Origin of the sequence: Streptomyces tauricus (assembly GCF_014650955.1) — a bacterium.
GTDB classification, from domain to species: domain Bacteria; phylum Actinomycetota; class Actinomycetes; order Streptomycetales; family Streptomycetaceae; genus Streptomyces; species Streptomyces tauricus.
The window spans coordinates 24,132-47,039 of sequence record NZ_BMVY01000008.1 but is presented as its reverse complement, the minus strand read 5'-3'; the positions used below and the strand labels follow the sequence as shown (position 1 = coordinate 47,039).

The window sequence follows — 22,908 nt, the reverse complement described above, 5'->3', positions numbered from 1 at the left end:
TGACGGACGTCACGATCGAACGTAGCGTCACGGAACCGCCACAACCGCACATCTCCCACACAACCGTCGCAATGATTCCCTCTCACACCAACACCCCAGAGGGATACATGCGCACTCGAATCACCGCTACCGCTCTCGCCGCAGCCATCTGTCTCGCCCTCACCGGCTGCCTCCCCGACGAAGAGGTCTCCACGACCCCCAAGGCGAGCGCCGAGAGCACCGGCGACGCGGGCAAGAAGGACACGAAGGACGCCGCGGTCGGCGACACCCTCTCCCTCAAGGGAACGGAAGACGGCGAGCAACTCGACGTCACCCTGAAGAAGTGGCTGCCCACAGCCCCTGGCAGCAACGAGTTCAACGTCCCCACAGACGGGAAGCGCTGGGCTGCGGCACAGTTCGAGCTCGTCAACACGGGCAGCAAGGTGTACGCCGATGCCCCGTCGAACGGCGCGAAGGCCGTCGATTCGGAAGGGCAGCGCTTCGACTCATGGTTCGGTGAGATCGCCGCCGGCCCTGGAATGTCGAGCGACGTCAGCATGCCGAAGGGCGATAAGACACTCGGCTGGATCGTGTTCGAGGTGCCGAAGAACTCGAAGATCGTGAGCGTGCAGTTCGCGATGAACTCCGGCTTCGCCAACCAGACCGGCCAGTGGACCGTGAAGTAGCCGCGTGACTTAGTTGCATTCCGCGACCGCGTGATCCATCCTGAGCGCAAGTCCGGCGTGCCCGGACACAAATACTCATAGATCGCGCCTCGCGCGCACCACGAAGGCCCGCCACCGTGCGGGCCTTCGCCATGTCCAGGGGGGTGACCCGCCCATGGGCACCGCCAAGCCGGTCACCGACGCAGAGCGCGAGCGCGTCCGCGAACTACACGCGGAGGGCAAGGGTCGCAACGAGATCGCCGAGATCCTCGGACGCGGCGGCCGCACCATCAGCGAGATCGCGAAGGGCCTCGGCCTCTCCTTTTCCCGGGCCGCCCAGGTCCAGCAGGCCACCGAGATTCGCAGCGCCGATCTCGCTGCCCGACGCGCAGCTTTCGCGATCAAGCTTCAGGACATTGCCGAGACCGAGGCCGCGAAGATCAACGCCCCACACACCTACTGGGATTGGGGCGGCAAAGAGCATGACTTCGACACGCACGACGCCCCCGAGCCGACCCCCGGCGACAAGCGGGCCTACATGTCCCTCGTCGCTACCGCCGTGGACCGCTCCTTGAAGCTCTCCCCGCCGAAGGAGGAGGGCGGCGCGGACGAGGTCGGCTCGCTCCTGGTGGGCCTGTTCGACAAGCTCCGAGCCAAGCATGGCGACCACTGAGCTGGGGCTGTCCGACAAGCAGGAACGGAGCATCGCCCACTCGACGGCGTGGTTGAACGTCTGGGAGGGCAGCGTCCGGTCCGGCAAGACCATCGCCTCGCTGCTGCGCTGGCTGATGTACGTCTGGACAGCACCGGCCGGCGGGGACCTGGTCGTCGTCGGCAAGACCTACGACACCGTGGCCCGCAACGTGTTCGGCCCGCTCCAGGACCCGAGCATCGTCGGCGTCGAGACCGCCAAGCTGGTTTCCTACACCCGTGGCTCCAGCGTCGCGTGGATCCTCGGCAAGAAGATCGAGGTCATCACCGCCAACGACGCCAAGGCCGAAGCCAGGCTCCGCGGCCTCACGGGCGCGGGCGCGTACGTCGACGAGCTGACCCTCCTACCCAAGGAGTTCTTCAAGCGGCTCATCGACCGCATGTCCGTCCCAGGCGCCCTGATCTTTGCGACAACCAACCCGGACAACCCGGGCCACTGGGCGCGTAAGGACTGGCTGAACAGGGCCGACGAGCTGGGCATTCGTACCTGGCACTTCGTCATGGACGACAACCCGGGCCTGGACGAGGCCTACAAGGCCCGCATGAAGCGGAACTTCACGGGCCTCTGGTACCGCCGCTACATCTTGGGCCACTGGGTGCAGTCCGAGGGCGCGATCTACGAGCAATTCGACGTGAAGAAGCACGTGGTCAGCACGCTGCCCCGGATGGATCGCTGGCTGTGCGACGCGATCGACTACGGCACCGTCAACCCCTACGCCGACCTGCTGATCGGCTTGGGCGTGGACCGGAAGCTCTACGTCGTCTCCGAGTACCGGTACGACTCCCGCGTCGAGCGGAAGCAGATGACGGACGCCGAGTACTCCCGGGCCCGCCGGCAGTGGCTCAAGGCGGTACCGCAGCCCGGCACGAACACGGTGGGGGTACAGCCGGAGTGGACGGTCGTCGACCCGTCCGCAGCGTCGTACATCGAGCAGCTGCACCGCGACCAGGTCCTCGGCGTCACCCAGGCCGACAACACCGTCCTCGACGGAATCCGGACCGTCAGCAGCCTCCTGTCCACCGAGGACCTGTACATCCATGAGTCCGCCGTCGGCCTGATCGACGAAATGCCCGGCTACAGCTGGGACGACGAAGCGGCTGAGCGCGGCGACGACAAGCCGATCAAGGAAAACGACCACAGCTGCGATGCCCTGCGCTACGGCATCCGCACCACCGAGTCCCTGTGGCGGCCCTACCTGCCGACCCATCTGGAGGCCGCGTGATCGCCTGGTGGTCCTGGCTGCTCACCGCAGTTGGCGTGACCGGCCTCTACTTCGCCGGTCGGAAGCGAGCCCTGGGATGGGCCATCGGTTTTGGCGCCCAACTCCTCTGGATCGCTTACGCCCTGTCTACCCGGCAGTACGGATTCCTGGTCTCCGCCTTCGCGTACGGCTGGATCTACGCACGCAACTTCCGCGCCTGGCGTTCCGAGAAGGAGGTGAAGCATGCCGCTGCCGACTCGTAACGTCGCCTGGCCCCCTCCCCACTTGAAGCCCGCCCTCGACTCCATGAACACCTGGGATACCTGGTGGAGCGGCGACCCGGACCGGCTGGAGAGCCTCTACGGCGGGGGCAGCGGCGGCTACGGCACCGGCGGCGACGCCAAGCCGTTCCAGTACTCGAACGGCGTGGTCGGCAAGATCGCCCGCTGGTGGTGGGGCACCCCGACCGCCCCGGGTGAGCGCCGGACCAAACTGCACGTGCCGATCGCTGGCGACCTCTGCGGCGGATCCGCGGACCTCCTGTTCAGCGAGCCGCCCAAGTTCACCGTCGAGGGCGACGTCACGCAGAAACGCCTCGGAGTCCTCGCCGACGAGGGCATGCTTGCGACCCTCCAGACCGCTGCCGAGGTCGGCGCCGCCCTCGGCGGGATCTACCTCCGCCCGGTCTACGACCTCGACGTCGCCGACCGGCCCTGGCTCCACGCCACGCACGCCGACCGTGCCATCCCCACCTTCACCTGGAACAAGCTCTCTTCGGTGATCTTCTGGAAGGTCGTGCACGAGGAGGACGGGCAGGTCTGGCGGCACCTGGAGTGCCACGAGAAGGGCGTCATCCTTCACGGTCTGTACCAGGGCACGAAGGGCAAGCTCGGTCGCGCGGTCCCTCTCGAAGAGCACCCTGCGACCGAGGGCTACGCCTCACAGGTCAACGACGAGGGCGCCCTGGCCACGGGCTACGCCGGCCTCGACGTCTCGTACATCCCGAACCAGCCCTCCCGCCGCTGGCGCTGCGACGAGAAGCTCGCCGACCTCGGCCGCTCCGACCTCGACGGCGTAGAACCACTGATGGACAGTCTCGACGAGACGTACGCCAGCTGGATGCGGGACATCCGGCTCGGCAAGGGTCGCATCGTCGTTCCGGACGCCTATCTCCAGTCGAACGGGCGCGGCCGCGGTGCGAGCTGGAATCCGGATCAGGAGGCCTTCGTCGGGATTACCGCCCTCGCCCGCCCGGGCGACGGGGCGACCCTGACCGTGGCCCAGTTCCAGATCCGCGTGCAGGAGCACCGGGACACTGCGGAGGACCTCGTCAACCAGATCCTCCGCTCGGCTGGCTACAGCGGGCAGACGTTCGGCCTCGGCGGCGACGCCGCGGTGACCGCCACCGAGGTCAAGTCCCGCGAGCGGCGCAGCATGACGACGCGCGGCCGGAAGATCCTTCGCTGGCGGCCGGGCCTGTCTCATGCCGTTGAGGCGCTCCTGGCGGTCGACCGGGAGGTATTCCACAGCGGAGTGCAGGTGCAGCCTCCGACGATCGAGTTCGAGGACTCCGTCCAGGAGGACCCGCTCGCGCTGGCCAACACATCGGACGTACTGCGACGCGCTCAGGCAGCGTCCACGGCGACACTGGTCCAGATGCAGCACCCCGAATGGAACGACACCCAGGTCGCGGCGGAAGTCGCCGAGATCCATCGCGAGACCGGCATGACCGTGCCCGACCCCATGCAGATGGGCGACCTGCCGTAGGGGGTGCTCGATGCCGGTCTCCCCTTGGATGGCTGAGGACCTGTCTACGGGAGTCCGGGACCTGTACGCCGACGCCGAGGAGCGGCTCCTCGCGATGATCGCCCGGCGGTTGGCGGACGGCATCGACGCCCCGCAGTGGCTGGAGGCGAAGCTTGCCGACGTCCAGGCGCTGCGCCGCGGCTCGCAGGCCGTGGTCGACGAGCTCGGCCGTGCCACCTCGCTGGAGGTGCACGACTCGATCGCCGAGGCATACAACGTCGGCATCCGGGCTGGCCTGCTGGAGCTCGGTGTCCTCGACGACGGAACGGCCGTACGGCTCGCCGAGCAGACGCCGGGCACACGCCGAGTCGACCGTCTCGCGATGGAGACGGTCGACATCGTCACCGCGTCTCACCGGGGCATTCTGCGGGGCGTCGAGGACGTCTACCGCAACGTCCTGGCGCAGGCCGCCTCTACGCCCCTGGTGGGCGTGGAGACGCGCAGGCAGGCCACCCAGACCGCTGTCGCCCGCTTCACCCAGCGGGGCGTCGCGTCGTTCGTTGACCGCTCCGGCCGCAACTGGTCAATGACGACCTATGCCGAGATGGCGATGCGGACGAGCGTGGGCCGGGCAGCGGTCGAGGCCCATCACGACCAGCTGTCCGCGGCCGGCATCGAGCTGGTCATGGTGTCGCAGTCACCGCACGAATGCCCGAAGTGCCGGCCTTGGGAGGGGAAGGTGCTGGCGCTGTCCGGCCCGGACGGGCGCCGCACGGTGGAGGTGGAGCACGCCACCGAGGACGGGCAGATGGTCAAGGTCGAGGTGCGAGGGACCCTCGACGAGGCCCGTGGAGCGGGCCTTCAGCATCCGAACTGCAGGCACACGACCAGCGCGTATCTGCCGGGCATCACGCGCCCGCCGACGAAGGCGGCGAAGGACCCGGACGGGTACGAGGCGACGCAGCGGCAGCGGGAGATCGAGCGGAACATCCGCAAGTACAAGCTGCGGGCCGCTTCGGCCGTGGACCCAGCTGCGAAGCGGGCGGCCGAGGCGCGTGTCCGCGGGTGGCAGGGCAAGATGCGCGGCCACCTGGACGAGCACCCGGAGCTCATGCGGAAGCGGTACCGGGAGCAGCCCGGGGCAAGCAACCTGCCGACCGGGACGCGGCCGACGCAGGACGCGGTCGAGGCCGCGCGGGTGCGCGCGGGCGACGCGCGCACGCCCGCAGAGATGACGGACGAGCAGCTCGGCGCCGCGATGCGGTCCGGCACCCTCGACGAGCGGGACTTCGCCCGGGTCGAGGCAGAGGCCGACCGGCGCGACCATGCTGTCCTGATGGACCGGGTCCGCCCGGGCGGACAGCTCACGGACGACCTGACGAGCTTCTCCGACGACGAGCTGGGGCGTGCCCTGCGGGATGTTCCGCCGTCGGACGCCCTGAGGATCGCTGCAGAGATGGACCGCCGCGACCTGGACGCCGACCTGCCCGGCGTCGACCGGGCCTTGGTCGGTCTGTCGGACGAACAGCTCGGCCAGCGAGCGGGACAGGCGACCGGCGAGGACCTGGCCCGGATCGCGGCAGAGGCCGACCGGCGCCAGCTGCTCGCCACGGTATTCCCCGGCGGGGATCTCGCGGCAGACCTGTCGGTGGTCGGGGACGAGGTCCTCGGCTGGGCAATGCGCTACGCGGATGGCTCTCAGGTCGCGCGGATCGCTGCCGAGCTGGACCGCAGGTACCCGCCGGAACCGCTCGCGCCAGCGGCGGGCGCACACACGGTTGAGGGGCAGCTGGCCGACCGGGCCGTGATGGACGAGGTCCTCGGCCCGCTGAGCGCAGTCGACGAGTGGGCGGCCCTGGCCGACGAGCTGCCCAACCCGTATGCCGGGATGACGTCGACCGAGCGATGGATCGCTGAGCGGGAGGCAGAGCAGCAAGCGGCCCGCGGAGCGTACACGCGCGAGCAGGTACGGGAGATGTACAGCGAGCACATCTACGCGCAGCTCCTGGCCGCCGAGGACGAGCTCCGCGGCGTGCTCCTGTCGCGCGAGGCGGATGCCGCTGGGGTGGATCCGATCTCGCTGTTCACCGGGCCCGCACACGTCGCGTACGCGCGTGCCTCAGAAGAGCTGAAACGGTGGTGGGCGGACCACCCGCGCACTACGCTGGCGGAGTACACAGAGCAGGTCACAGGGCAGTCGAGCGCGGCCGCGGACAAGGCCCGCAAGTCAGCCAGTGACCAGCAGAACAGACTCTGACGCGGGGGCGAACGTGGGCGGACGCGAGGACCTGGTGCAGGCCCTGACCGAGGGTGCTGAAGCTGCCCGCACCGACGCTGACGTCCGGTCCTGCCCCTACGACGCAGGAGACCTTCGCCGGTCCGCGTGGGTGCGCGGGTACGCGAAGACCCGCCAGCTTCCCGACGTCGACTGACGTCAGCAGCTTTATCCAGGCCCGCCACCGTGCGGGCCTTTTTCATGCCCGGACGCGGGCCCTAGACGTCCGGGCGCCAGGTGCGCTCGGCAGCAGTACGGCCCCGCCAGGTGCGGGGCTTTTCTACGCGCACCGGGAGTGCACGACATGCAGAAGCGAACCCTCGCCCGCCACGGCCTTCGAGCCGGATGGGCGCACCCCTACGCCACGGGCCCTTTCGACCCGTACCTGTACGCCGACGGCGGGGACGGAGACGACTCCGGATCCAACAGCGGCGACGGGGACGGTGACGGTGGCGGGTCCGACGACGACCAGGACGACGACGATGCCGGCGGGACCGGCAATGGCGACGGCCAGGACGACGCGGGCAAGGACGACAAACCGAAGCCCAAGGCGCCGGCCCAGAAGCCCAGCGACGAGGACCCTGCCGCGACGATCGCCAGGCTCCAGAAAGACCTGAAGGCAGCGAACGCAGACGCGGGCAAGGCTCGTACGACAGCCAAGAAGCAGGCGGCCGACGAGGCCCGCAACGAGATCGTCCAGGAACTCGGCAAGGCCCTCGGCCTGATCAAGGACGACAAGGACGCTCCGCTGGACCCGGCCGCTCTCAAGGCGCAGGTCGAGTCCGCGACGGCGGCCCACAAGTCCACGGCCATCGAGCTGGCGGTCTACCGGGGCGCGGGCAAGGCGGGCGTCGACCCGGACGCGATCACGGATTCGCGCCAGTTCATGGCGTCGATCCAGGACCTCGACCCGACGGATGCAGGGTTCGCGAAGGCAGTGGCGGCCGCCATGAAGAAGGCGGCCGAGGACAACCCGAAGCTCAAGGTCCAGACGGCGCCCAAGCGCACGTCCAGCGACTTCAACGGCGGGGCCGGGAGCTCCTCCGATCCCGACGACATCGACACGATCCGCGCCGAGCGCCGCAAGCGCCGGAACGGATAGGAGGTAGCACCCCATGGCCAACCAGTTCCTGACCGCGCAGGTCATCGCGCGCCAGGCCCTCGCCAACCTGTACGAGACCACGGTCGCCGCGAGCCTGGTCCACCGCGACTACGAGGCGGAGTTCAACCGCAAGCAGGGCGACGCGATCACCATCCGCAAGCCCGCCGTGTTCACCGCCCAGGAGTACAACAGGGCCGCCGGCATCACGGTCCAGGAGGCTCAGGAGACCAGCGTCAACATGACGCTGAACCACTTCGCCGATGTGTCCTTCGCTGTGACCAGCGAGGACATGACGCTGAAGATCCAGGACTTCGACGAGCAGCTCCTCACCCCGGCCATGGAGGCCATCGCCCAGAAGATCGACCGCGACGTCCTCGCCCTGCGCGACGACATCGTGCAGGAGGTCGGCGCCGTCACCGAGAACGCGAACGGCGAGGACCACAACTACGTAAACGGCCACTACCCGTGGTCGGACTCCCGGATCCTGGTTGAGGCTGGCGCCGTCCTTGACCTGAAGAACGTGCCGCTCCAGCAGCGATCGGTGATCGCCGGTCCGACCACGAAGGCCCGCTGGGTCGCCGAGAAGACCTGGCGGCAGGCCGACAAGCGCGGCAGCACCGAGGGCCTCCTGGAAGCCTCCATGGGCCCCCGCGTCTCCGGCTTCGACCCGTACTGGACGCAGAACATCGGCCAGCCTTCCGGCTCCCCGACCACCGGGCAGCCGACGACCGAGGTCAACGTCGCCTTCCACAAGACCGCGTTCGCCCTGGCGTTCCGCCCGCTGGAGCTCCCCCAGGGCGCTCTCGACGCGGCGATCATGCCGTACAAGGGCTTCGCACTGCGCATCATCCGCGACTACGACATCGACAAGAAGCAGATGGTCGTGAGCATCGACTGCCTGTACGGCACGAAGACGCTCGACGCGAACCGTGCTGTCCTCATCAAGGGCGCCGACGCCGTCTGATCTGCCCGCGCGCCCGCCCGCGGGGGCGGGCCCCTACTCGTAGAAGGGAGCCCTCATGGGCTACAAGGTCCACAGCGTGGACGGCAGGGCGGGCGAGGTCGACACCTCCACCGCCCGCACGTACAGCAAGGAGGTCCGCGTCGCCTCCGCAGCGGCCGGCACCTACCAGCTCTGCAAGGTCCCGGCGGGGGCGGCGATCATCGCCGTTCGCGCCTACCGGACCGGTGGCAGCTCCGGCACGGTGCAGGTGAAGAAGGGCGCGTCGGACGTCCTCGCGGCGCCGATGGCCACCACCACCGACGCGTGGGCGGGCAGCACCACGGTGCAGAACGCCACGTGCGCGGCTGGCGACAACATCAGCGTCGTCCTCGGCACACCCGCGGGCTCCCCCACGGAGACGCTGGTCCAGGTCGATTTCCGAACGGCGGTGCCAGCATGACGGAGTACTTCAACAAGCGGACCGGGGACCGGGTCGAGATCAAGGGCCGCTCGGCCCGGCTCGACGCCCTGGACAACTGGCAAATCGTGGACGGTACCGAGACGCCGACGGTCGTCAACGACGGTGTCCTGTCCAGGCCGACGTTGATCGCGCCCGGCGTGCACGACCCGTCTGCAGACGTCCCGGCTACGAACGAGGGGCTCCGCAAGGAGAACCCGGGCGGGACGGGGCAGGTCGTCGGGCAGGAACTGACGGTGATCGAACCCGGGGGCGACGACCTGGTCATCAAGGCTCCGGCGAAGAACGCGGGTCTGGCCAAGTGGCAGGAGTACGCCGCCAAGGTCGAGGACGACCCGGAGCGGCAGTCGGACATCGCGGGCCTCACGAAGGACGAGCTGGTCGCTCGGTACGGAGGCGGTAGCTGATGGCGGTCTCGGGAGCGCTGCTGGCGATCTCTGCGTCTGGAGAGGCCAGCTCGTCCATCGACCTGGGCACGGCCCGGGCCCCGCAGATCCTGGCGCGCCGGATGTCCCTGGGTTCCGGCAGCGGCGCAGGTAACGCCGACAGGCTGTTCTCGGATCGTCGGACCCTGGCGGCCTCGGCGAGCGAGGACCTCGACCTTGCCGGGACCGCGCTCATCGATGCCTTCGGGGCTCAGGTGACGTTCGCCCGGGTCAAGGGGCTTGTGATCGCGGCCGCGGCCGGGAACACGAACAACCTGCTGGTCGGTGCGTCGAGCGGCAATCAGTGGGCGACGCTGCTGAACTCCACCGGCGTGGTGACGTTGAGGCCGGGCGCTTTCCTGGCGGTCGGGACCGGCGACGCGGACCCGACCGGTTACGCGGTGACCGCGTCGACCGGCGACCTGCTGAAGATCGCCAACAGCGCGGCCGGCACCTCGGTCACCTACGACATCCACATCATCGGCGCGAGCGCGTAGCCGATCAGTTGCGCGGCAAGGGAGGCCCTTTGTGGCCTCCCTTTCGCATGTCCTGGAGGACTCATGGCCAACATCGTGTTCAACGTGGCCAAGGGCCTGGTCGGCCACTACGCGAACCTGCCCCTGACCAACGACGCATTGATCCTCGTCCCCATCGAGACATCCGGCATCGTCGGCGACTCGACGATGGTCGACTACGACACCCTCGCCGACTTGCTCGCGGGCGCGAGCAATGAGCAGACGACCATGGGTCGGAAGACGCTGGCCAGCGTCACGTCCGCGGTCGACGACGCGAATGATCGCCGCAACATGGACGCTGCCGACGTCACTTGGACCGGTGCGACCGGCAACCCGATCTCGGCTGCGGTGATCTGCTACGTGCCCGACAACACGGCGCCCAACGACGCGACCACGATCCCGCTGACCAAACATGACGTCGTCATGACGCCCGACGGGACCGATTTCACCCTCACGATCAGCGACTTCGCGCGGGCCAGCTGACCCATCTCGTCCGGTAGGGGGTGGGCCGCGTGGCTCGACTGTGGACGTGCGGGTTCGAGCTCCAGTCGGTGGCCGCCGGGGTTGAGATCCTCTCGGTCACCGGCACCCCGACGATCTCGACCAGCGTCCGCCGCTCCGGCGCGGCCTCCCTGCGGATCAACCCGACAGCCGCGACGCAGTACGTCGAGCAGCAGATCGACAGCGGCACCGTGAAGCGCACCACCCATCGCTTCTACCTGCGCATCACCACCCTGCCGAGCGCCGACTGCACCATCTACGGCATCGGGCAGAGCGGGTATTTCCCCGGTCTGCTGCGGCTTAAGACGACCGGCGTCCTGACGCTCCGGGACGGCTTCACCAGCGCCGACATCGGCACCGCGTCCGCAGCCCTGTCCACGGGCGTCTGGTACCGCATCGAGCTGGACTACACCGACGTCGCCGGCACCGCTGGCAGCTTCACCGGCGCCTTCCGCGGCTACATCAACGGGGCCGTCTTCTCCGACACCCTGTGCTCTAACATCAACGGCTGGTCGAGGGTCAGGCTGGGCGCGCAGACCGCTGTGACCGGCGAGTTCCACATCGACGACGTCGCGGTCAACGACACCACCGGCAGCGCGCAGAACGGGCTTCCGGGCCCGGGGAACGTAACCCACCTCCGCCCGGACAGCGCGGGTGACAACACCGGCTTCGCGACGACCGTCGGCGGCACCTCGAACTGGCAGCGCGTCAGCGAGGTCACCCCGGACGACGTGACGACGTACAACGCCACCGTCGCGACCGGCACCACGACCACCGACGACTTCAACCTCGGCTCGACGTCGACGGCTGGGATCTCCGGCGAGCGGGTCACGCTCGTCCAGGTCGGCGCCCGGATCGGGTCGAACGCGGCGACGGCCGCTTCGCTGGTCTACCGGATCAAGTCGCAGACCGCGGGCACCGTCCTGGAGTCCGCCTCGGTCAGCGTCGCCCTGAACGGGTGGGCGTCGCAGAAGGCCGCGGCGCCCTACGTCTACCAGCTCACCTCGTACACCGATCCGCAGGCGGGCGGCGCGTGGACGACGGCGCTGCTTGACCAGGCGCAGATCGGCTACCGGTCGAACGTCTCTCAGGCGACGGCTCGTCGCGTCAGCGCTCTGTGGGCGCTGGTCGAAACGGTCCCCATCACCGCGCAGGCACTGACACTCGCCACTGAGACCGGCGCGGCGCAGGCTCTCGGGCGCCGTAAGACGCTCGCGCTCGGCACGGCGACCGAGACGAGCACCGCGCAGACGCTGGCGCCGCTCGCAGGCGTCCCGTTCAGCGCGCTTACCGACAGCTTCAACGACAACACGGTCGACGCGGTGAAGTGGCCGGACAGCTACGAGCCCGGCGGATACAGCGAGACCGGAGGCCGCGCCCGCGTTGCCTGCAACACCGGCTACAACGCCTACGCCTCCGACGCCGCGTACCGGCTGCGCGAGTCGTCCGTCCACGTCCGCATGTGGCCGCCGGCCGCCGGGGGCGCGGCCACGGAGGCGTGGGCGCAGCTCCTCGTCCAAACCGTCACGCTCGGCACTGACGCAATCTTCGAGGTGTCCGCGGTCACCGGAAACCTGATCATGGCCGTGCGGACCGGGTACTTCGACCCGGGCCAGGCCGCGATCCCGTACGACGCGACCGCGCACGCGTGGCTGCGGATCCGGGAGACCGGCGGCCAGCTCCTGTGGGACACCAGCCCTGACGGCGTGACGTGGACCAACCGCCGTACGGCCACGAACCCCGCGTGGGTGGGGGACACAACGCTGCAAGTGCAGCTGATCTCTCACCGCGACGGCGGGGTCAACGACTTCGCCGAGTTCGACTCCTTCAACACCGGAGCGGGCCAGGAGCTGGCGCTCACCGGTGCTGGAGAGGCGGACACCGCGCAGGCCCTGACCGGTCGCAAGACCCGGGCGCTAGGCACGGCGGCCGAGGCTGGTAGCGCGCAGGTCCTCGGAGGCCGGAAGGCGCGGCTGCTCGGCGTAGTCGCCGAAGGGGACACCGCGCAGGCACTCACCGGCCGGAAAACCCGGGCGCTGGGCGCGGCGGCCGGAGCCGACATCGCGCAGGCGCTCGGCCACTCCCGCTCCCGCGCGCTCACGCCCGCCGGAGAGACCGCGGCCGCGCAGCTCCTCGGCCGGGGCAAGACGGCTTCGCTCGCCGCCGCGGCGGAGGTTGCCGAGGCCCGGGCGCTGACCGGTTCCCGTGCGGCCGCGCTCGGCCGGGCCGTGGAGACTGCGGTCGCACGCCCACTCGGCCAGGCCAAGACCGGCGTACTCCTGCCGGCGGCCGCGACCGAGACCGCCCAGCCTCTGACCGGCCGGAAGCAACTGCCGCTCGGCGCCGCAGCCGAGTCGACGGCGGCCCGATCGGTCGGCACGGCGAAGGCAGCCGTACTGCCGGTCGCGGAGGAGACCGCTACGGCCATGCCGCTCACTCCGGCGTCCGGCCTGGTCCCGGCGGAAGAGACCAGCACAGCCCAGCCTTTGGGCCGTGTGAAGACCCGCACTGTGGGTGTGGCAGGTGAGGTAGGGGAGGCTCGGCCACTCGGCCGGGCCAAGGTACGCGGTCTCACCGTGGCGGCCGAGACCGCGACCGCACGGCCGCTCACGGGCAGCCGGAGACGGGCCCTCGTACCGGCTGAGGAGACGTCGACAGCGCGTCCTCTCAGCTGGTCGAGGGCCCGGCAGCTCCCTACCGCCGTCGAGACCAGCGAGGCTCTCGGCCTGACGCCCGTCTCGGCCGGCGCCCTGGGCGTAGCCGACGAGACGGACACGGCTCGGCCCGTCACCGGTCGCAAGACGCAGACCTTAGCCGCCGCGGTGGTGGTCGAGGTCGCGCAGCCGGTCACGGGCCGCAAGACCACTGCGATCGGTGCTGCAGTCGAGACTGCGGCCGCGCGCCCGCTCACGGGTGGGAAGCGGGCCCACCTCGCTCCCGCCACCGAGCTGACCGAGGCTCAGCGGCTGCTCGTACCGGGCGCCCTCGCTGCGGCGGAGGAGTTCAGCACGGCGCTGCCGCTGGTCGGCGGGAAGACCGCGGCGCTCGGCACTGCGGTGGAGACGGCCGAAGCCCAGCAGTTCGGTGCGCAGTCTGTGCTCGCGCTCGGGCGGGCCGACGAGGTGGCGAGTGCGCTGCCTGTCGGGCGCCACAGAGTGCGCGCGCTGCCAGCGGCGGCCGGACTCGAGGCCGCGCAGCCGCTCCGAGGGACGAAGGCGTGCCCACTCGGCCGGGCGGCGGAGGTCACGCAGGCCTTGATCGGCCCGCAGATCCGGCTCACTTCGGCGGTCGAGCACGGCCAGGCGCTCACGCTCACCGGCCGTCGGCAGCGGCCAGCCGATCGCCTCGATCCGAGTACGTCCGGTCCGGTGCTCACGCCGAGCACGAGTGGCCCGGGCCTGTCGACGTCCAGCAGCGGGCCGTACCTGGCGGCCTCCAGTACAGGAGGAGGCTGACGATGCCTGATGTCGGGGACCTCGTGACGGCCCGTCTGACGGTCACTCCGGCGGACGAGACGACGAGTGCGTCTTTGCTGGTGACGCGGCCTGACGGGGTCGTCGTGACGCCCGTCGTGACGGGTGCGGAGAACGGCTCGGTCTGGACGGCTCCGGTGGCGTACACGTTGGCGGGGATCTGGCGGCTGTCGTGGACGGTGACGGGCACTGGCGCCTCGGTGGAGCACGAGCGGGTGGCCGTAGCTCCGGCTCCGGCGATGATGGCGGATGTCCGTTCGTACGCGACGACCACGCAGCTCGCGAATGCGCTGCACAAGGCACCGCCGCTCGACGCGGTAGAACTGCTTGAGCGTGCAACTGAGCTGCTGGACTCGGACTTTCTGAAGGCAGCGGTCTACGACGTGGACGCCGACGGCATGCCGACGGATCCGGTGGTCGCCGCGGCGTTCGCTGAAGCCGTTTGCTCGCAGGTGGAGTTCTGGGGCGAGGTCGGCGTCGAGACGGACGTATCCGGTCCGCTCGCGGCTGTGGGCATCGGGTCCGTGAATCTGACCTTCGGTGCTCCAGGAAGCGGCAATGAGCCGTCTCGGTACGCGCCCGGCATCGGGCGCGCGCTGAGGGCCGTCCCGGCGGACAAACTCCGTTGGATCGCCTCCTCGGGCGGCTGTACATGGTGAGGCGGATTCCACGGCGGCTCTTCATTCACGAGATCGCGGTGGAGCCGTACGGCGGCGAGTCCAGCACCGGCACCCTCTACGAGCCGCCGGTCACGGTGCGGTGCTTCCTCGACGAGCAGACGCGGGCCGTACGGACGCCGGGCGGCGAGCAGGTCACGTCGACGTCGACCGCGTACGCCGACCTCGGCACCACCGCGCCGGCCCTGTCCCGAGTGACCCTGCCCGATGGCCGGAAGACCACGGTCATCCAGGCCAAGCGGCGCGACGGCAAGAACCTCGGCACCCCTAACCACCTGGAAATTCAGCTCGAATAGGGGGCCGCCGTGGCGCAGTCTTTCCGGCTCGACTTCGACTCCAGCAACGTCCAGCGGGAGCTCCGGCAGGCGGCCGCCCGCGGCCTCTTGCTCGGGGCCGAGCACGTCTTGGGCGTCAGCAACGACCGGGTGCCGCTCGACGAGGGCACGCTCCAGCACTCCGGCACGGCCAGCGTTGACGAGGCCGATCTGACCGGGATGGTCAGCTACGACACCCCGTATGCGGTCCGGCAGCACGAGGAGATGGACTTCGAGCACGCTCCCGGGCGTGAGGCCAAGTTCCTGGAGAACAGTCTCAACGCCGAGCGCGGCACCGTCCTGGCGCTGGTGGCCGCTGAGATGCGGCGGGCGCTGCGGTGAGCGGCGAGACGCACGACGTCGACCTGCTTCGCGGGACCGCCGAGCTCCTGGACGCCGAGGACGTCGGCGTCTACTCCGAGTCGGGGACGCTGCCGGCGGACGGGACGGGCATCGTCCTCGGCCGGATGCCGGACGGCCCGGACCGGGTGCTCACGCTGACCCCCTATCCAGTGGCCGACGACGACAGCACGGACTCGGTGACCGGTATCCAGGTGCGCATGCGCGCGGGCACGAACCCGCTCGACCTGGTGCAGCTGGCGAACGACGTCTTCCGCGTGCTGCACAACCGCGAGAGCTGGAACGCCCGCGGTGTGCAGGTCGAGATCTCCTGGCGCAACTCGCAGGCCTGGATCGGCCAGGACAGCCGCGGCCGCATGGAGCTGGCCGCGAACTTCTACTTCCGGACGGTCAGGTCCGGGATCCGTCTGAACGACTGAGGAGGACCCTGTGGCGACCCCTACCGAAGAGACCGAGCTCGCACGCGAGTGGCGGCTGGAAATCAACATGGGTACGGCGGAGGCGCCGGACTGGCAGCTCTGCCCTGGGGTGAGGGAGTTCCAGCCCGAGAGCGAGCCGAACATCGAGGATGCTTCGGACTACGACGGAGAGGGCTGGTCCTCTGCGGAGAAGACCGGCCAGAGCTGGAAGGTGACGGTCAAGATCCGCCGCAAGGCGAACAAGAGCGTCAAGGTGTACAACCCGGTGCACGAGGCGATCCGGCTCGCGCACTACGCGTACGGCGACGCGAACAAGGTCCACCTCCGCTACATGAACAGGACCGGACTGCCCGAGGCGTACGAGGGCAAGGGCATCCCCAACTGGCAGCCGCAGGGCGGGGAGTACACGGCTCTCGGTGAGACGGACATCGAATTCACCGGAGACGGCCCGCTCACTCCGATCACGAACCCGCTGGCACCCTGATGGCGGCCAAGGAAGAGGACTTCGAGGCCCTCGACCAGTTCCTCGACGAGTACCTGGATCTCCCCGTCAAGGGTCGTGACGGGGAGATTCGTGTCTACCGGATCGAGGATCCCTCGGCGGAGGACGGGATCCGGATCGAGAAGATCACGTCTCTCGCTGCCCGCCTGGCTGCGGGTGGCAAGGCTCCGGATACCGAGGTCCTCGGCGACGACGAGGAGCGGGATCTCTACCGCATGTGCCTCGGCGACGCCTACGAGCAACTCCTGGCGGACGTGAAGTGGGGGCCCTTCAAGCACGTCGCGCTCACCGCGATGTTCTGGGTGACCACTGATAAGGACACCGCCAAGGAGTACTGGAAGACCGGAACGCGCCCGGGAAAAGCGGGGAACCGGACAACCCGTCGGCAGGAGAAGTCCGGTACCTCGGGGTCGGTTGTGGCGAACTCGACGAAGCCACGGGGCTCTACGAGTGGTACGAAGGCGGGCTCTCGGCGCCGTCGAAAGGGTTCTCGAACCTGACGTGGGAGCGGCTGCTCCAGCAGTGGCCGCTGATCGAGGCCGACCTTCACCAGACCTACGGGGTCGACGTGGGGGGCGGCGTCCTCAAGCGCCGGACCTGGCGCTGGTTCCAGGCCCGCGTCTTCGGCCTCCTCTCCACTGAGTCACGCCTGCACAGGCACTTCGCGCCACCTCCCGAGAAAAACCCCCGCACTCCCAGGAGGTGACCTTCGTGTCGCTCACCGTCGGCGAACTCAACGCAATCCTGTCCGTCGACGACCGGACGGTGGACCCAGCTCTGCGACGTGCGGAGCAGGCCCTCCGCCAGTCCGGCCAGCAGATGGGCGACGACGCTGAACAGGCTGGTCAGCAGGCCGGTGAAGGGCTCGGAGAGGGCCTCGTTCGTGGTGCTGACGGACGGCTCAGGACTGCTCAGGGTCGGTTCGCGCGGGCCGGGCAACAGGCTGGAAACTCCTTCGGGGACGGTCTCACCGAAGGAGCCGAGCAAGGCGCTGCGGGCGCAGTCGATGCAGCTGGCGGGAAGCTAGAAAGGCTCAAGCAGGTTGCGGGCGGTGCCGCCATGGCCGCTGGCGCCGCCGCCGGAGCGCTCCTTATCAGCGCCTTCAGCGAGGCCATGGACCAGGGCAAGATCAAGGCCCGGCTCGGTGCCCAACTCGACGCTACCGGCCAGGAAGCCGCCCGGTACGGCAAGATCGCAGGCCAGCTCTACACCTCCGCGATCACCGAGGACTTCCAGGGCGCCGCGGACACCATCAAGGCCATCGCCTCAACCGGGCTGATCCCGCCCGGAGCGACGAACGCGCAGATCAAATCGATCGCCACGAACGCCGCAGACCTGGCCAACGTGATGGAGGTCGACGTCGGTCAGGCCGCCCAGGCCGCGGGCGCGATGGTGAAGAACGGCCTCGCGAAGGATGGGAAGCAGGCGTTCGACCTGCTGATGAAGGGGTCGAAGGGCCTAGGCACCGCAGGCGATGACCTGCTGGAGACGTTCACCGAGTACAGCCCCGTCATGAAGGAGGCCGGCCTCTCGGGGAAGACCGCGATGGGCCTGATCAAGCAGGCCGTGCAGGGCGGTTGGACGAAGGACACCGACAAGATCGGGGACGCCTTCAAGGAGCTGCAACTCAGGGTCGGGGAGGGTGCCAAGCCCGCGGCCGATTCGCTGAAGGCGCTCGGTCTGGACGCCAAGCAGGTCATCGACGACATGCGCGCGGGCGGTGCCAGAGGCGAGAAGGCCATGGACCAGATCGCGGACAAGCTGCGGAAGCTGGGCCCGGGCTCTGCAGAAGCGAAGCAGGCCGTCAAGGACCTGTTTGGCGGGCCGGGCGAGGACCTGGGCGCGGCCGCGTACAAGCTCGATGTCGACAAGGCAGCCAAGTCCATGGACGGCGCGGCGGGCAGCGCGGACAAGTTCGGCAACGCGATGCGCGACAACGCCGGCACCAAGCTGGAGGCCTTCAAGCGGGGCATGCAGCAGAAGGTGGTGGACTTCCTCGGGGGCCCGGTCCTCGATTCGTTGGACACGGCGAAGAAGGCCATCGGTGACATCTGGGACGACGCGGGCAAGGGCGGCCAGGAGGGCGTTGACCGGTTCACGGGCTTCTTCTCGATCCTCGGTACGAAGTTCGTGGAGAAGGCCCGCGAGATGGGCCCGAAGATCATCGAAGGCCTGACCCAGGCCGGGTCGAAGGCCGCTGAGTGGGTGATGGCGAACCCGACGAAGGTGCTGAAGATCGCGGCGATCGGTGCGGCGATCGTGGCCGCGATTGTGCTGCTGCCGACGCTGGTTGGTGCCGCGTTCTCCGCGGCCGCGTTGACGATCATCTACAGCTTCGTCGGCCGCATGCTGTCCGCCCTCAACGAGAACCTCCCGAAGTGGTGGGCGAGATTCACGGGCTGGATCTCCTCGAAGGCCGGGCAGGTCGGAGGCTGGCTCAACTCGATCGGCAGCGCGTTCACCACGTGGTTCTCGGGCCTGTGGGGCCGGTACATCTCGGGCCCTGTGTCCCGTACGGGCGCCAGCTTCATGGCTTGGGTCCGGGGTCTTCCCGGGCGCGCGGTCGCGGCTCTGGCGCCGTTGGGCGCGCGCATCTCGGCGTCTGCGACGGGCGCCTGGAACCGCTTCAAGGCCGCGTCCGTCGCGCGGGCGCTGTCGATGGTCGCGTGGGTGCAGGGGCTGCCTGGCCGGATCAACAAGGGCATCGGCTCGCTCGGCTCGCTGCTCAACGAGAAGGGTCGCCAGGTCGTCCAGGGTCTGTGGTCGGGCATCAAGTCGATGGGCGGCTGGATCGAGGGTCAGATCAGGGGCTGGGCGAGGAACGTGATCCCGGGCCCGATCGCGAAGGCCCTGGGAATCGCGTCACCGTCCAAGGTGACCACAGCGCAGGGTCGTTGGATCGCGCGCGGCCTGGTCGCCGGTCTCACCGGCTCTCAGAAGCAGGTGCGGGCCGCCGCGTACAAGCTGACGGACATCGTGCGGGACGCCTTGGCCGGGAAGAAGGAGCGCGCCGCCCTCAAGAAGATCAACAAGGGGGCGGGGTGGCTCGACTGGCTGGCGGTAAGGGAGGGGAAGGTCGCCGCCAAGCTGAAGACGGCAACGAAGAAGCTGGCTGACCTGCGGAAGGAGCGCGACAAGCTGGCCGCGGACGTCAAGAAGGGCGTTCTCGACGGCGCGAACGTCACGAAGCAGGACACCGGTGGCTGGCCGCAGACCGCAGAGACGATCCTGGCCGGTCTGAAGCAGGACCGTCTGGCGGCCGACACGTTCGCGAAGCACCTCTCGACGCTGCGGAAAAAGGGCGTCAGGAGCGACCTGATCGCGCAGATCGCCCAAGCCGGAGTGGAAGGGGGAGCCTCGTCCGCGGCTGCGCTGGCGAACGCCAACGCGACCCAGATCAAGCAGATCAACTCTCAGCAGAAGGCGCTCGTCACAGCTGCTGGCAAAGCCGGGACTACGGCCGGATCCGCCATGTACTCGGCAGGGATCCAAGCCGCTCAGGGCCTGGTCAACGGTCTGAAAAAGCAAGAGAAGACGATCCAGTCGACCATGCTGCGGATCGCCAAGGGCATGACGGCGAGCATCCGTAAGGCACTCGGCATCAAGAGCCCCAGCCGCGTGATGGCGCAGGTCGGCGCCCACACGGCGCAGGGCCTCATCAAGGGCGTGGAGGGTCAGCGTTCCGCGGTCAACCGCAGCATGGCCAGCCTCGTCGACACCCCTGCGGCTGGCTCCCTGGACATGGCCAGCGGGCGCGCCCGCGCAGCCGCGTCCCAGCGCGTCGTGCTCGAGCTCCGGTCGTCTGGCCGGGGCGAGGACGACTACCTGATGGGGCGGATGCAGCGTGGTATCCGCCAGGTGGGCGGCCCGGACGTTCAGTTCGCCCTGACGGGAAGGAGGTCACGCTGATGGGATTTCCTCAGGAGCCTCTTGGTACGACCACCGAGCTGGGCATCGGTGGCGTGCTCACCGATGTGACGCAGCACGCCATGACGGGCGACATCATCACCCACACCCGGGGGATGCGGGATGAGGTGCAGGCGGTCCAGCGGGCTACCTGCACGCTCACCCTCAAGTCGCCGAAGGGCCTGTACTCTCCGCGCAACCCGCGCTCGGAGTATTTTGAGAAGATCGGCCTGAACACGCTGATGCAGGTCAGCGTGCATGCCGGACAGCAGAGGCTCGTCCTGCCAGCTGACAGCGCGAGCGCCGTTGCTTCAACCCCCAGCGCGACGGCGTTGAACATTGCGGGGGACCTCGACGCCCGGCTCGATATGGCGCTGACCAACTGGGTCACGGGCCAAGAGATCGAGCTGTGCGGCAAGTACGTGACTACGGGCAACCAGAGGTCGTGGCAACTGTCGCTCTCTGCGGCCGGCAGTCTGGTGCTGCGGGCGAGCACGGATGGCGCCGCGGTGGCCGGGTTCAACTCGACCGCGGCGCCGTCGGTGCCGCCTTCGGGGCGCCTCGCAGTACGGGTCACCCGCGCATCTACGACTGGGGTCATCACCTTCTACACGGCGCCGTCGCTCGCCGGTCCGTGGACCCAGCTCGGGGAGACGGTCACCGCGGCGACGGGTGCGGTCTTCGCCTCGAATGCGCCGCTGGTGGTGGGTGACCTTGCCGGTCTCGGGTTCTCGCCGCCCTCGGGCAGCGTGTACGCCTTCCAGTTGCGGGACGGCATCGGGGGGACCGTCGTGGCCAACGTCGACTTCACGGCGGCAACTGTCGGAGCGACGAGCTTCGTGGACGCAACGAGCCTGACGTGGACTCTGTCCGGCGGCGCCTCGATCAGCAAGAAGCGGGTGCGGTTCGTCGGAGAGTTCAGCGACTGGCCGGCGGAGTGGTCCGGCCGCGGTGACCTCATCAAGGTGCAGGGCGAGGGCAAGGGGATCCTCGAGCGGATGAGCCAGGGCGATAAGGCCGTGGCGTCAACATTGCGTCGCCGAGTCCCTTCGTACAATCCGGTGGCGTACTGGCCCATGGAGGAGGGCCAGGACGCGACGAGCGTCTACAGCCCCATCGCCGGGGTGAAGCCCTTCAAGCCGAGCGCGTTCGACTTCGCGTCCGACGACACCCTGCCCGGCTCGTCTCCGTTGCCGATCGTCCAGCCAGGCGCCAGCTTCGTCGCGCGGGTTCCGCCCGTGGCGGCAGGCACGTGGCAGGTGGAGCTGGTCTACAACCTCGACGCGATGCCCGTGGCGGAGACAACGCTCTTTGAGGTGCGCACCACGGGCACGGCCCGACGAGTGAGGGCCCGCGTCGCGACCAACCTGGTACGGATCGAAGGCCTGGACGCCGAAGAGCAGCAGGTATTCACGTCCTTCACCACGGCCCCACAGTTCACAGGCGCGTGGACCCGCCTCCAGATCAAGGCAGTTCAGTCCGGCGGCAACGTCCAGTACGTGTTCCGGTGGATCGTCATCGGCGGCTCCGGGTTGTCCGTCAACACCACGGTCGCGGCGGTGCCGGGCTACGTCGTGGACGTCAGGTCGTCGTTCGGCACCGGCTTGGACGGCATGAGGTGGGGACACCTCGCCGTCTTCAACACCGAGACCGATACCCCGTTCAACTCGGCAGACCAGGCATTCAACGGCGAGACCGCCGGGGCCCGAATGGTTCGTCTGTGCCAGGAGGAAGGCGTCCGGTTCCGGCTGCTGGGCGCAGCCAGCGACACAATGCGCCTCGGGCCTCAGCGACCGGGCACGCTCCTCGGCCTGCTTCAGGAGTCCGCCGACGCCGATGGGGGGATCTTCGGAGAGGAGCCAGACCGACTCGGCCTGCGCTATCGGCCCCGGGCAACCCTCCAGAACCAGACGCCGGCCCTCACTCTCCCGTACGGAGCGAGGGGTGTAGCGCGGCCGCTCTCGCCAGTTGAGCCCGACTCCAACACGGTACGCAATGACGTGACGGTGAACCTCCCGAACGGCAGCTCGGGACGTGCCCGGTTGCTTGAAGGACGTCTGTCCGTAAACGATCCGCCCAACGGGGTCGGTCCGTACGACGAGTCCTTCGATCGCAATCTGTTCGATGACGACATGGCGGAGCCCTCTGCGTACTGGCTGATGCATGTCCGGACCTGGGATGAAGCCCGGTACCCGGTCGTCACGATCAAGCTGCACAAGGCCCCTCAACTGATCGACACAATCGTCGCGATGGTCGAGGGCGACCTGGTGCAGATCGTGGACCTGCCGGAGTTCCTGCCGCCCGGTCCGGTCGATCTGCTGGTCCTGGGCTACACAGAGAGGATCGGGGTCCGCACGTGGGAGATCGATCTTGTCTGCGCTCCGGCCGGCCCCTACCAGGTGGGGGTGCTCGACGATGCGGTCTACGGGCGGCTCGATACGGACGGGAGTGAACTCGCGGCCGGTGTATCTGCCTCGGCGACGGTGCTGTCGGTCGCGGTGACGGATGGCCCTACGTGGATCACGACGGCCACGTATCCGGCCGAGTTCCCGTTCGACATTCGGGTGGGCGGCGAGGTGATGACGGTAACCGGGATCTCAGGTACCTCATCGCCGCAGTCGTTCACCGTGGTGCGCGCGGTGAACGGCGTGGAGAAGGCCCAGGCGTCGGAGACGGTCGTGGAGCTGGCGCAACCGATGATCGTTTCTCTGTGAA

General features: G+C 68.9%; 22 protein-coding genes. All 22 read left to right on the top strand.

What is annotated here, in order from left to right; all coding sequences use genetic code 11:
* Nucleotides 1–107: 107 nt before the first annotated feature.
* The 22 genes from IE278_RS15075 (at nucleotide 108) to IE278_RS14975 (ending at nucleotide 22,907) form a co-directional block, all read left to right on the top strand.
* Nucleotides 108–665 carry a DUF4352 domain-containing protein gene (locus IE278_RS15075; RefSeq protein ID WP_246570330.1) on the top strand — a complete coding sequence of 186 codons (558 nt, stop codon included), beginning with the start codon at nucleotides 108–110 and terminating at the stop codon, nucleotides 663–665.
* Between the two features lie 154 nt (nucleotides 666–819).
* On the top strand, nucleotides 820–1,317 hold the full coding sequence (locus IE278_RS15070; protein WP_189772538.1) for a helix-turn-helix domain-containing protein: 498 nt from the start codon (nucleotides 820–822) through the stop codon (nucleotides 1,315–1,317).
* Complete coding sequence (locus tag IE278_RS15065) at nucleotides 1,304–2,578, top strand: PBSX family phage terminase large subunit (protein ID WP_189772536.1); 1,275 nt, start codon at nucleotides 1,304–1,306, stop codon at nucleotides 2,576–2,578. The genes IE278_RS15070 and IE278_RS15065 overlap by 14 nt, the downstream gene beginning before the upstream one ends.
* Complete coding sequence (locus tag IE278_RS15060; protein WP_189772534.1) at nucleotides 2,575–2,820, top strand: hypothetical protein; 246 nt, start codon at nucleotides 2,575–2,577, stop codon at nucleotides 2,818–2,820. Before IE278_RS15065 ends, IE278_RS15060 begins: the two co-directional genes overlap by 4 nt.
* Nucleotides 2,801–4,324, top strand: coding sequence for a phage portal protein (locus tag IE278_RS15055; protein WP_189772532.1), 1,524 nt, complete (start codon nucleotides 2,801–2,803; stop codon nucleotides 4,322–4,324). The genes IE278_RS15060 and IE278_RS15055 overlap by 20 nt, the downstream gene beginning before the upstream one ends.
* A 10-nt stretch (nucleotides 4,325–4,334) precedes the next feature.
* Entirely contained in the window at nucleotides 4,335–6,560 is a 2,226-nt protein-coding gene (locus IE278_RS15050) for a phage minor capsid protein (protein ID WP_189772530.1), read from the top strand.
* Nucleotides 6,538–6,735 carry an Rmf/CrpP fold protein gene (locus tag IE278_RS43075; protein WP_308434903.1) on the top strand — a complete coding sequence of 66 codons (198 nt, stop codon included), beginning with the start codon at nucleotides 6,538–6,540 and terminating at the stop codon, nucleotides 6,733–6,735. Before IE278_RS15050 ends, IE278_RS43075 begins: the two co-directional genes overlap by 23 nt.
* Nucleotides 6,736–6,882: 147 nt before the next feature.
* Nucleotides 6,883–7,680: a hypothetical protein gene (locus IE278_RS15045; protein ID WP_189772528.1), complete on the top strand. Its 798-nt coding sequence runs from the start codon at nucleotides 6,883–6,885 to the stop codon at nucleotides 7,678–7,680.
* Nucleotides 7,681–7,693: 13 nt separating this feature from the next.
* On the top strand, nucleotides 7,694–8,644 hold the full coding sequence (locus IE278_RS15040) for a major capsid protein (protein ID WP_189772526.1): 951 nt from the start codon (nucleotides 7,694–7,696) through the stop codon (nucleotides 8,642–8,644).
* Nucleotides 8,645–8,699: 55 nt separating this feature from the next.
* Nucleotides 8,700–9,083, top strand: a complete 384-nt coding sequence (locus IE278_RS15035) for a hypothetical protein (protein ID WP_189772524.1) — start codon at nucleotides 8,700–8,702, stop codon at nucleotides 9,081–9,083.
* The gene (locus IE278_RS15030; protein WP_189772522.1) at nucleotides 9,080–9,508 is read left to right on the top strand and encodes a hypothetical protein; all 429 of its coding nucleotides are present in this window, start codon (nucleotides 9,080–9,082) and stop codon (nucleotides 9,506–9,508) included. The genes IE278_RS15035 and IE278_RS15030 overlap by 4 nt, the downstream gene beginning before the upstream one ends.
* Nucleotides 9,508–10,023, top strand: coding sequence for a hypothetical protein (locus tag IE278_RS15025; protein ID WP_189772520.1), 516 nt, complete (start codon nucleotides 9,508–9,510; stop codon nucleotides 10,021–10,023). Before IE278_RS15030 ends, IE278_RS15025 begins: the two co-directional genes overlap by 1 nt.
* 63 nt (nucleotides 10,024–10,086) lie before the next feature.
* Nucleotides 10,087–10,524, top strand: coding sequence for a hypothetical protein (locus IE278_RS15020; protein WP_189772518.1), 438 nt, complete (start codon nucleotides 10,087–10,089; stop codon nucleotides 10,522–10,524).
* 29 nt (nucleotides 10,525–10,553) lie between these two features.
* The gene (locus tag IE278_RS15015) at nucleotides 10,554–13,997 is read left to right on the top strand and encodes a hypothetical protein (protein WP_189772516.1); all 3,444 of its coding nucleotides are present in this window, start codon (nucleotides 10,554–10,556) and stop codon (nucleotides 13,995–13,997) included.
* A gap of 2 nt (nucleotides 13,998–13,999) precedes the next feature.
* Nucleotides 14,000–14,674 carry a hypothetical protein gene (locus IE278_RS15010; protein WP_189772514.1) on the top strand — a complete coding sequence of 225 codons (675 nt, stop codon included), beginning with the start codon at nucleotides 14,000–14,002 and terminating at the stop codon, nucleotides 14,672–14,674.
* On the top strand, nucleotides 14,668–14,988 hold the full coding sequence (locus tag IE278_RS15005; RefSeq protein ID WP_189772512.1) for a hypothetical protein: 321 nt from the start codon (nucleotides 14,668–14,670) through the stop codon (nucleotides 14,986–14,988). The genes IE278_RS15010 and IE278_RS15005 overlap by 7 nt, the downstream gene beginning before the upstream one ends.
* 9 nt (nucleotides 14,989–14,997) lie before the next feature.
* Nucleotides 14,998–15,348: a hypothetical protein gene (locus IE278_RS15000; RefSeq protein ID WP_189772510.1), complete on the top strand. Its 351-nt coding sequence runs from the start codon at nucleotides 14,998–15,000 to the stop codon at nucleotides 15,346–15,348.
* The gene (locus tag IE278_RS14995; protein WP_189772508.1) at nucleotides 15,345–15,785 is read left to right on the top strand and encodes a minor capsid protein; all 441 of its coding nucleotides are present in this window, start codon (nucleotides 15,345–15,347) and stop codon (nucleotides 15,783–15,785) included. The genes IE278_RS15000 and IE278_RS14995 overlap by 4 nt, the downstream gene beginning before the upstream one ends.
* A gap of 10 nt (nucleotides 15,786–15,795) precedes the next feature.
* Complete coding sequence (locus IE278_RS14990; protein WP_189772506.1) at nucleotides 15,796–16,269, top strand: phage tail tube protein; 474 nt, start codon at nucleotides 15,796–15,798, stop codon at nucleotides 16,267–16,269.
* Nucleotides 16,269–16,787, top strand: a complete 519-nt coding sequence (locus IE278_RS14985; protein WP_189772504.1) for a DUF7426 family protein — start codon at nucleotides 16,269–16,271, stop codon at nucleotides 16,785–16,787. Before IE278_RS14990 ends, IE278_RS14985 begins: the two co-directional genes overlap by 1 nt.
* 211 nt (nucleotides 16,788–16,998) lie before the next feature.
* Nucleotides 16,999–20,196, top strand: a complete 3,198-nt coding sequence (locus IE278_RS14980; RefSeq protein WP_189772502.1) for a phage tail tape measure protein — start codon at nucleotides 16,999–17,001, stop codon at nucleotides 20,194–20,196.
* Nucleotides 20,196–22,907 carry a hypothetical protein gene (locus tag IE278_RS14975; protein WP_189772501.1) on the top strand — a complete coding sequence of 904 codons (2,712 nt, stop codon included), beginning with the start codon at nucleotides 20,196–20,198 and terminating at the stop codon, nucleotides 22,905–22,907. The genes IE278_RS14980 and IE278_RS14975 overlap by 1 nt, the downstream gene beginning before the upstream one ends.
* The last annotated feature ends 1 nt before the right edge of the window (nucleotide 22,908 follow it).

Excerpts from the sequence above, each read along its gene's own strand:
- IE278_RS15035 (WP_189772524.1), top strand. The coding sequence starts at position 8,700 with ATGGGCTACAAGGTCCACAGCGTGGACGGCAGGGCGGGCGAGGTCGAC.
- IE278_RS15075 (WP_246570330.1), top strand. The coding sequence starts at position 108 with ATGCGCACTCGAATCACCGCTACCGCTCTCGCCGCAGCCATCTGTCTC.
- IE278_RS15005 (WP_189772512.1), top strand. The coding sequence starts at position 14,668 with ATGGTGAGGCGGATTCCACGGCGGCTCTTCATTCACGAGATCGCGGTG.
- IE278_RS15040 (WP_189772526.1), top strand. The coding sequence starts at position 7,694 with ATGGCCAACCAGTTCCTGACCGCGCAGGTCATCGCGCGCCAGGCCCTC.
- IE278_RS15055 (WP_189772532.1), top strand. The coding sequence starts at position 2,801 with ATGCCGCTGCCGACTCGTAACGTCGCCTGGCCCCCTCCCCACTTGAAG.
- IE278_RS15020 (WP_189772518.1), top strand. The coding sequence starts at position 10,087 with ATGGCCAACATCGTGTTCAACGTGGCCAAGGGCCTGGTCGGCCACTAC.
- IE278_RS15065 (WP_189772536.1), top strand. The coding sequence starts at position 1,304 with ATGGCGACCACTGAGCTGGGGCTGTCCGACAAGCAGGAACGGAGCATC.
- IE278_RS15010 (WP_189772514.1), top strand. The coding sequence starts at position 14,000 with ATGCCTGATGTCGGGGACCTCGTGACGGCCCGTCTGACGGTCACTCCG.
- IE278_RS14975 (WP_189772501.1), top strand. The coding sequence starts at position 20,196 with ATGGGATTTCCTCAGGAGCCTCTTGGTACGACCACCGAGCTGGGCATC.
- IE278_RS15070 (WP_189772538.1), top strand. The coding sequence starts at position 820 with ATGGGCACCGCCAAGCCGGTCACCGACGCAGAGCGCGAGCGCGTCCGC.
- IE278_RS15045 (WP_189772528.1), top strand. The coding sequence starts at position 6,883 with ATGCAGAAGCGAACCCTCGCCCGCCACGGCCTTCGAGCCGGATGGGCG.
- IE278_RS15030 (WP_189772522.1), top strand. The coding sequence starts at position 9,080 with ATGACGGAGTACTTCAACAAGCGGACCGGGGACCGGGTCGAGATCAAG.
- IE278_RS15025 (WP_189772520.1), top strand. The coding sequence starts at position 9,508 with ATGGCGGTCTCGGGAGCGCTGCTGGCGATCTCTGCGTCTGGAGAGGCC.
- IE278_RS14985 (WP_189772504.1), top strand. The coding sequence starts at position 16,269 with ATGGCGGCCAAGGAAGAGGACTTCGAGGCCCTCGACCAGTTCCTCGAC.
- IE278_RS15050 (WP_189772530.1), top strand. The coding sequence starts at position 4,335 with ATGCCGGTCTCCCCTTGGATGGCTGAGGACCTGTCTACGGGAGTCCGG.